Origin of the sequence: Mesorhizobium sp. M7A.F.Ca.AU.001.01.1.1, from assembly GCF_004022735.1 — a bacterium.
In the GTDB taxonomy this organism is placed as follows: Bacteria; Pseudomonadota; Alphaproteobacteria; order Rhizobiales; family Rhizobiaceae; genus Mesorhizobium; species Mesorhizobium ciceri.
Map to the genome: position 1 here is coordinate 1 of NZ_RZPF01000318.1, position 6,957 is coordinate 6,957.

Here is a 6,957-nt window from a genome sequence, read left to right on the forward strand (position 1 = left end):
AACAAGGCCGAGGCGAAGGGCGCCCAGGGCGGTATGCTGGAAGCCTGGGAGCTCGGCCTGGGCGAGCCGATCCCGGTTTCGGCCGAGCATGGCCAGGGCATGCCCGATTTGCGCGACGCCGTGATCGGCGCGCTCGGCGAAGCGCGCGCCTTCGGCGAAGACGAAGATGGCGAAGACGAAGAGATCGCTGCCGGCGAGGTGCTGATCGGCGAGGATATCGCCGATCCGGATGCCGAGCACACCTATGACGACACCAAACCGATGCGCATCGCCGTCGTCGGCCGTCCCAATGCCGGCAAGTCGACGCTGATCAACGCGCTGATCGGCGAAGAGCGGCTGCTCACCGGACCGGAAGCCGGAATCACCCGTGATTCGATCTCGGTCGATTGGGATTGGCATGGCCGCCGCCTGAAGCTGTTCGATACGGCCGGCATGCGCCGCAAGGCCAGGATTCACGAAAAGCTCGAAGTGATGTCGGTGCAGGACGGCCTGCGCGCCATCCGCTTCGCCGAGATCGTCATCATCGTGCTCGACGCCACCATTCCCTTCGAGAAGCAGGATCTGCAGATCGCCGACCTGATCATCAGGGAAGGCCGGGCGCCGGTGATCGCCTTCAACAAATGGGACCTGATCGACCATCCCCAGGAGCTTCTGGCCGAACTGCGCGAGAAGACGGAACGGCTTCTTCCCCAGGCGCGCGGCCTGCAGGCCGTACCTGTCTCCGGCGAGACCGGGCGCGGCCTCGACAAGCTGATGGATGCCGTCATCAGGACCCACAAGGTATGGAACAGCCGCGTCTCGACTGGCAAGCTCAACCGCTGGCTGGAAGGCATCCTGGCACACCATCCGCCGCCTGCCGTGGCAGGGCGCCGGCTGAAGGTCAAATACGTCACCCAGGCCAAGACCCGGCCGCCGGGTTTCGTTGTCCAGTGCTCGCGGCCCGATGCGATGCCGCAATCCTATGTCCGCTATCTCTCCAACAGCCTGCGCGAAGCCTTCGATATGCCCGGCGTGCCGATCCGCATCGCGCTGCGCACGTCGGACAATCCGTTCGCCGGCAGGTCGAACAAGCGTAAATAAGCGGTCGGGCGCTGGATACCTGTTCCGGCTGTCTAAGCGACCTCCTTCAACCGCTCGTCCCGTGGCAGCGCCTGCAACGCCGCCTGCAGCAATATGTCGGCCAGCCGCGCTGCCACCGGATCCAGTTCAGCATCCTTCTGGTGCAGCACCAACGCCATTTTGGGCAATGCCGGCAGCCCGGCGATCTCCGGCGTCATCGCGCTGACGCTGGCCGGCAGGCCGATGTCGGTGCGGATTGTCAGCCCCAGCCCCGCCGCCACGGCTGCCCAGATGCCGCCAAGGCTCGGGCTGGAAAAGGCCATCCGCCACGACAGGCCGGCGCGGTCGAGCGTTTCGGTTGCCACCGTGCGCAGAAGGCATGGCGCTTCGAGCGCCACCAGCGGCAGCGGCTCACTGTTGCGCAGGCTGGTCTCGATACGCTTTGCCGGCCCGATCCAGCGCATCGGCACATCGGCGACATGCTGGCTGTAGGGCAGCGTTTCGCCGCAGTGCCAGGCGAGCGCGATATCGAGGCTGCCTGACAGGACCCTTTCGGCAAGGTCGTGGCTGCGTGCGATCCTGGCTTCGATCTTCACCTTGGGGTGCGCCCGGGCAAATCGGCCGAGCACGTCCGGCAGCACCGCCTCGCCGAAATCTTCCTGCAAGCCGAGCCGTACCCAGCCTTCCAGCTCGACACCGTGGATGGCGGATGCCGCCTCGTCATTCAATTCGATCAGCCTGCGCGCATAGCCGAGCATGGTCTCGCCTGCCTCGGTCAAAGCGAGGCCGCGTCCTGATTTGCGGAAGATCGGCGTCGCCGCCTGTTCTTCCAGTTTCTTCAATTGCGCGCTGACCGCCGACGTCGACCGGCCAAGCCGGTCAGCGGCCTTGGCAAAGCTACCCAGCTCCATGCCGGTGACGAAACTGCGCAGGACGTCGAGGTCGAATGTCACGCGTCGCATGTTGGAAGTCCCGATTTTCAGGATTGTAAGTTCAAAACTTCCTGATTTTCAGGACGAAATTATGGCGGTAGGGACAGATCGTCAAGGCCGGACCGCTGGCCAGCACGGGAAATGAAGTCATGTCCGCCATTGTCAATTGCACCGACCGGCAGCCGTCGGAACTTCTGGAAGATACCGGTTCCACCGGGAGGGCGTTCACGCCGGGCCATCGCTGGAAAGTCCTGGGCATCGGCGTTGCCGCCAATGCCGCCTTCTCGGCTACGTTCTCCGGCATCCCGGCGACGGCGGTCGTTCTTCGCCAGGGCTATCACCTAGGCAATGCCGAACTCGGTCTGGCGCTCGGCCTTCTCGGGCTTGGGGTCGCGCTCAGCGAACTGCCCTGGGGCTTGCTCACCGATCGCTGGGGCGACCGCCGCGTGCTGTTGATCGGGCTCGGCGCGACGGCGGCGTGGCTCCTGGTCATGGCGATGCTGGTCGTGCCGACAAGGACCGGTACTCCCGATGTCACGCTGCTCTCCACGAGCCTATTCATCACCGGATTGCTCGGCGGCAGCGTCAACGGTTCGAGCGGCCGCGCCATCATGGGCTGGTTCCGGGAAAACGAGCGCGGCTTCGCCATGAGCATCAGGCAGACGGCGGTGCCGCTTGGCGGCGGCCTTGGCGCGCTCGTGCTGCCCTCGCTTGCGCTGGCTTTCGGCTTTGCCGCGGTGTTCGGAGTCCTGGCGGGTGCATCCGCTCTGTCTGCCCTGTTCGCCTGGCGCTGGCTGCACGAGCCGCCGACGGCGGGCGAGGGCCATCCCGCTTCGGCTGTGGCCGGACCGGCGCCGCTGCGCAATCGCGACGTCTGGCGTATCGCGACCGCCATCGGCCTGCTCTGCTTTCCGCAGGTGGCCGTGCTCACCTTCGCCTCCGTATTCCTGCACGACTTCGTTGGGTTGGGAACGGCGGCAATCAGTGCCAGCCTCGCCGCGGTGCAGATCAGCGCCATGGTCATGCGCATCTGGAGCGGCCGCTTCACCGACCGTTATGGCAACCGCCGCCAATTTCTTCGCCTGTGCAGCGCGTTCAGCGCCCTTGCCTTCGCCATGCTTTGGCTGCTGGTCCTGTTCGGCCCAACCATTCCGGGCGGCCAGCTCATCTGGTCGGCGGTTCTTCCGGTCGTGCTTATTGTCGCAGGCATCTCTGTCTCCGCCTGGCACGGCGTCGCCTACACCGAGCTTGCCACCCTTGCCGGCGCCGGCCATGTCGGAACCGCGCTCAGCCTTGCCAACACCTTTGTTTTCGTCGGCTTCTTCCTGGTGCCGGTGGCCATTCCGGGGCTCTTGCACCTCTGGTCCTGGTCCGGCGTCTGGCTGGCGGCCGCCATCTGCGCGCTGATCGCCCGGCCGATCTTCCTGCGCCCGGCCTGAATGGTCCGGCCGCAAAATCGCCCGACTTCGCAACCACGACCTCGGGCCGACCGGGAAAACCCGATCGAATCCGTTAACGTCCCATCAAGGTTAATGCATCATTTTGCTCTCCAGTGGGGTCTGTAGCGTTCCTGGAGAGAGTTCCGTGCATCGACGTGTGTTGAAGCGGCTGGTTGCCGCCGCCGGTGAGAGAAAACGTGGCTTTCTGGGTCCGCTCGTCATCGGTTTCGGCATCTGGATCGGCTTTCCGACCGTCGCCGCCTATCAGGACATGACGAGCCTCGTTTCCGGCCTCGAAGCATCGAGCACGCGCTGGAATTCCTATGTCGAGAAATCCGTCGCCGGCTCGACCCACGCGGCCGAGATGCCCTTTGTCGATTCCGATGTCACCGGCTCCATTTCCGGATCGGGCGTCCACCTGGCCGGTGTCGGCAACGTGTCGTTTCGCGGCAAGGGCGGCAAGGTCAGCGCCACGCCCGATGAGGACCGCGTCGTGCGCGCCGAGAAGAAAGGGCGCATCGTCCAGATGTCTCCCGTCGCACCCCCGAAGAACTTCAACGCCGGCTCGATCTTCGAGCGCACCTCCTCCTTGCTGCGACCCAGCATGGACAGCGGCCTGAAAATGGCTTTCGCCAAGCCGCAGATCAAAGGCAAGGAAATCCAGATCGCCGCGGCATTCCATGCGCGCGAGGACAAGAAGCCGGATCCCGGCGTGCCGGCCATGCTGGCGGCGCTGGTCAACAACGACCATCCGGATGTGCTGGCCACCGCCTATGCGCAATCCGAGCCGGACTATGCCAAGGCATCGCCCTTCGAGGCCCTGCTTCAGGACGAGCAGCCCAATGAGGGCCGCTTCATTCCGCCGATGGCCAAGGGCGATCATTCGTGGATCCAGAACCCGCTGCCGGCGAGTGTCTTCTCCAAGAAGGAGCAGGCATGCCTTGCCAACGGAATCTATTTCGAGGCGAGGAGCGAATCCGTGCGCGGCCAAGCCGCTGTCGCTCAGGTCATCCTCAACCGCGTCCGCAATCCGACCTATCCGAATTCGATCTGCGGCGTCGTCTACCAGAACGACAGCTGGTTCAACCGTTGCCAGTTCTCCTTCGCCTGCGACGGCAGGAAGAAGCGCATCGATAGCCCAGCCGCCTACAAGACCGCCCAGGAGATCGCCATGGCCGTCACCGCCGGCAAGATCTTCATTCCGGAAGTCGGATCGTCGACCCACTACTATGCCCAATATGTCCACCCCGGCTGGGCGCGCACGATGCAGAAGATGACCAAGATCGGCCTGCATATCTTCTATCGGACCTATGGCGGCGGCTGGAGCTGAGTGCGGAGCAGCCGCTGATCCTTGATGTGGCGCGCAGCCGATCAAAGAGCCATTGCGCGGGGGATTCGCGCCATGCATCCTCGTCATCCTGGCGGGCACGATGTCGCACCTTCGTAATTCATTGATTTTATTGCCTAAAATACATGGCAATGAACTTCCGCCCGTGGCTTGACGGGCGCAAACCCTCTAACTATGTTGCCGGCGACTTTAGAAGCGGACGGACGGTGACGGTCTGACCGGGCAGGGGGGTTGCGATGGCCGACAAGAATGGGCCAGACGGAACCGGAGAAACCGGCCGCGGCAATCAGCATGAACCCGACATCCGCGACGACGATCTTGAGCGCCGCCGCCGTGACCTTGAAGCTTCGCTTGCGACAAGGCGGCCGGGCCGGCTCGAGGGGAAAGACGACGCGAAAGCGGGCAGTGTGGCCGGTTATGGTCAGGCGCTCAAACTCTCCAGCGAGTTTATCGCCGGGGTGGTGGTGGGTGCCGGCATCGGCTGGGTCATCGACCGTCTGGCGGGGACATCGCCATGGGGTCTGATCGTGTTTCTGCTGCTTGGTTTTGGCGCCGGAGTGCTCAATGTGATGCGTTCCGCCGGCGTCGTGGCAGAATTTGGACAGGGCGATAAATCGCGCCGTGGCCAAGACGACAAGAAATGACCGCGCACCATGTGCGGTAATGGTAACGAGGCCGTACGCGGCATTGACGGGGTTTGAACGTGGCAGCTGACAAGGTCGATCCGATCCACCAGTTCCATATCAACAAGCTGATTCCGATCGACATCGGCGGCTATGACCTGTCTTTCACCAATTCGGCGCTGTTCATGGTCGCAACCGTGATCGTCGCGGCTGGATTCCTGTTTCTCACGACGTCGAGCCGCAGCCTGGTTCCCGGGCGGCTTCAGTCGGTCTCCGAGATGGCGTACGAGTTTGTCGGCAACATGTTGCGCGACGCCGCCGGCACGCAGGGCATGAAGTTCTTCCCTCTCGTGTTCTCGCTGTTCATGTTCGTGCTCGTCGCCAATCTGCTTGGCCTGTTCCCCTATTTCTTCACCGTCACCAGCCACATTATCGTCACCTTCGGCCTTGCCGTGCTGGTGATCGCAACCGTGGTCGTCTACGGCTTCATGAAGCATGGTCTTGGCTTCCTGAAACTGTTCGTGCCGCACGGCGTGCCGGTCTTCCTGCTGCCTCTCGTGGTGCTGATCGAAGTAATCTCCTTCGTGTCGCGCCCGGTCAGCCTCTCGGTTCGTCTGTTCGCCAACATGCTCGCCGGCCACATCACGCTGAAGGTGTTCTCCGGCTTCGTCGTCAGCCTGAGCGCGCTCGGCGCGGTTGGCGTCGCCGGCTCGATCCTGCCTCTGGCGATGGCGGTGGCGCTGACGGCACTGGAACTGCTGGTCGCCTTCCTGCAGGCCTACGTCTTTGCCGTGTTGACCTGCATGTATCTCAACGACGCCCTGCATCCAGGGCACTAGGTCCAAAAGTTTCCGGCCCAAAGATTTCCAACATTGGCGCCGGATGGAATCGCAACGGAATTTTAGATCCAAAGGAGTTGAACAAATGGACGCAGAAGCAGCAAAGTACATCGGCGCCGGCATCGCTTGCCTGGGCATGGGTGGCGCGGGCATTGGCCTCGGCAACATCTTCGGCAGCTACCTGGCGGGCGCACTGCGCAACCCGTCGGCCGCCGATGGCCAGTTCGGCCGTCTGATCTTCGGCTTTGCCGTGACCGAAGCTCTGGGCATCTTCTCGCTTCTCATCGCGCTTCTGGCCCTGTTCGGCTGAGCACTCGGGAAGATTGGACAGGCCGGCCGCGCAAGCGGCGGGCCTGAATTTCGGGGATAGTCCATGTTCGTGACATCTGCCTTTGCGCAAGAGTCCGCGCCATCAGCCGATACCAGCCACGCTGCGACGGAAGGCGACACGCATTCCGGCACCAGCGTGCCTGCTGAAGCGCATGGCACGTTTCCGCCATTCGATCCGGCGACGTTCCCGTCGCAGCTTCTGTGGCTGGCGATCACCTTCGGGCTGTTCTATCTCTTCCTGAAGCGGGTGGTGATGCCGCGCGTCGGCGGCATCATCGATGTCCGCAACGATCGCATCACGCAGGACCTCGACCAGGCGGCCAGGTTGAAGGGCGAGGCCGACGCCGCCGTTGCTGCCTACGAGCAGGAACTGGCGGAAGCCAAGAC

7 protein-coding genes and 1 pseudogene are annotated in these 6,957 nt (G+C 63.6%); 7 read left to right on the forward strand and 1 reads right to left on the reverse strand.

Annotation, left to right across the window (positions count from 1 at the left end; genetic code table 11):
- The coding region (gene der / locus EN884_RS19555; RefSeq protein ID WP_128360689.1) for a ribosome biogenesis GTPase Der at positions 1 to 1,080 on the forward strand (1,080 nt) is incomplete at its 5' end.
- 32 nt (positions 1,081 to 1,112) lie between these two features.
- On the opposite strand, the gene EN884_RS19560 is transcribed toward der, so the two are convergent.
- A complete protein-coding gene (locus EN884_RS19560; protein ID WP_013532847.1) occupies positions 1,113 to 2,021 on the reverse strand; it encodes a LysR substrate-binding domain-containing protein in 909 nt (302 codons plus the stop codon).
- Between the two features lie 119 nt (positions 2,022 to 2,140).
- Between EN884_RS19560 and EN884_RS19565 the strand changes: the two genes are divergently transcribed.
- The 6 genes and pseudogenes from EN884_RS19565 to EN884_RS19590 all read left to right on the forward strand — a co-directional run.
- The gene (locus EN884_RS19565; protein WP_128360690.1) at positions 2,141 to 3,430 is read left to right on the forward strand and encodes an MFS transporter; all 1,290 of its coding nucleotides are present in this window, start codon (positions 2,141 to 2,143) and stop codon (positions 3,428 to 3,430) included.
- A gap of 145 nt (positions 3,431 to 3,575) precedes the next feature.
- A complete protein-coding gene (locus EN884_RS19570; RefSeq protein WP_063167648.1) occupies positions 3,576 to 4,760 on the forward strand; it encodes a cell wall hydrolase in 1,185 nt (394 codons plus the stop codon).
- A gap of 254 nt (positions 4,761 to 5,014) precedes the next feature.
- Positions 5,015 to 5,422 (forward strand): AtpZ/AtpI family protein, encoded by a 408-nt coding sequence (locus EN884_RS19575; RefSeq protein ID WP_013532844.1) that lies wholly within the window; start codon positions 5,015 to 5,017, stop codon positions 5,420 to 5,422.
- 59 nt (positions 5,423 to 5,481) lie between these two features.
- Complete coding sequence (locus EN884_RS19580; RefSeq protein ID WP_013532843.1) at positions 5,482 to 6,240, forward strand: F0F1 ATP synthase subunit A; 759 nt, start codon at positions 5,482 to 5,484, stop codon at positions 6,238 to 6,240.
- An 85-nt stretch (positions 6,241 to 6,325) separates the two neighbouring features.
- Positions 6,326 to 6,550: a F0F1 ATP synthase subunit C gene (locus EN884_RS19585; RefSeq protein WP_006206606.1), complete on the forward strand. Its 225-nt coding sequence runs from the start codon at positions 6,326 to 6,328 to the stop codon at positions 6,548 to 6,550.
- Between the two features lie 63 nt (positions 6,551 to 6,613).
- Positions 6,614 to 6,957: pseudogene (locus EN884_RS19590) on the forward strand (ATP F0F1 synthase subunit B); the annotation flags it as partial.

What these genes read in the sequence shown, in the direction of transcription:
- EN884_RS19560 (WP_013532847.1), bottom strand. Translation starts at nt 2,021, where the DNA reads ATGCGACGCGTGACATTCGACCTCGACGTCCTGCGCAGTTTCGTCACC.
- EN884_RS19565 (WP_128360690.1), top strand. Translation starts at nt 2,141, where the DNA reads ATGTCCGCCATTGTCAATTGCACCGACCGGCAGCCGTCGGAACTTCTG.
- EN884_RS19575 (WP_013532844.1), top strand. Translation starts at nt 5,015, where the DNA reads ATGGCCGACAAGAATGGGCCAGACGGAACCGGAGAAACCGGCCGCGGC.
- EN884_RS19585 (WP_006206606.1), top strand. Translation starts at nt 6,326, where the DNA reads ATGGACGCAGAAGCAGCAAAGTACATCGGCGCCGGCATCGCTTGCCTG.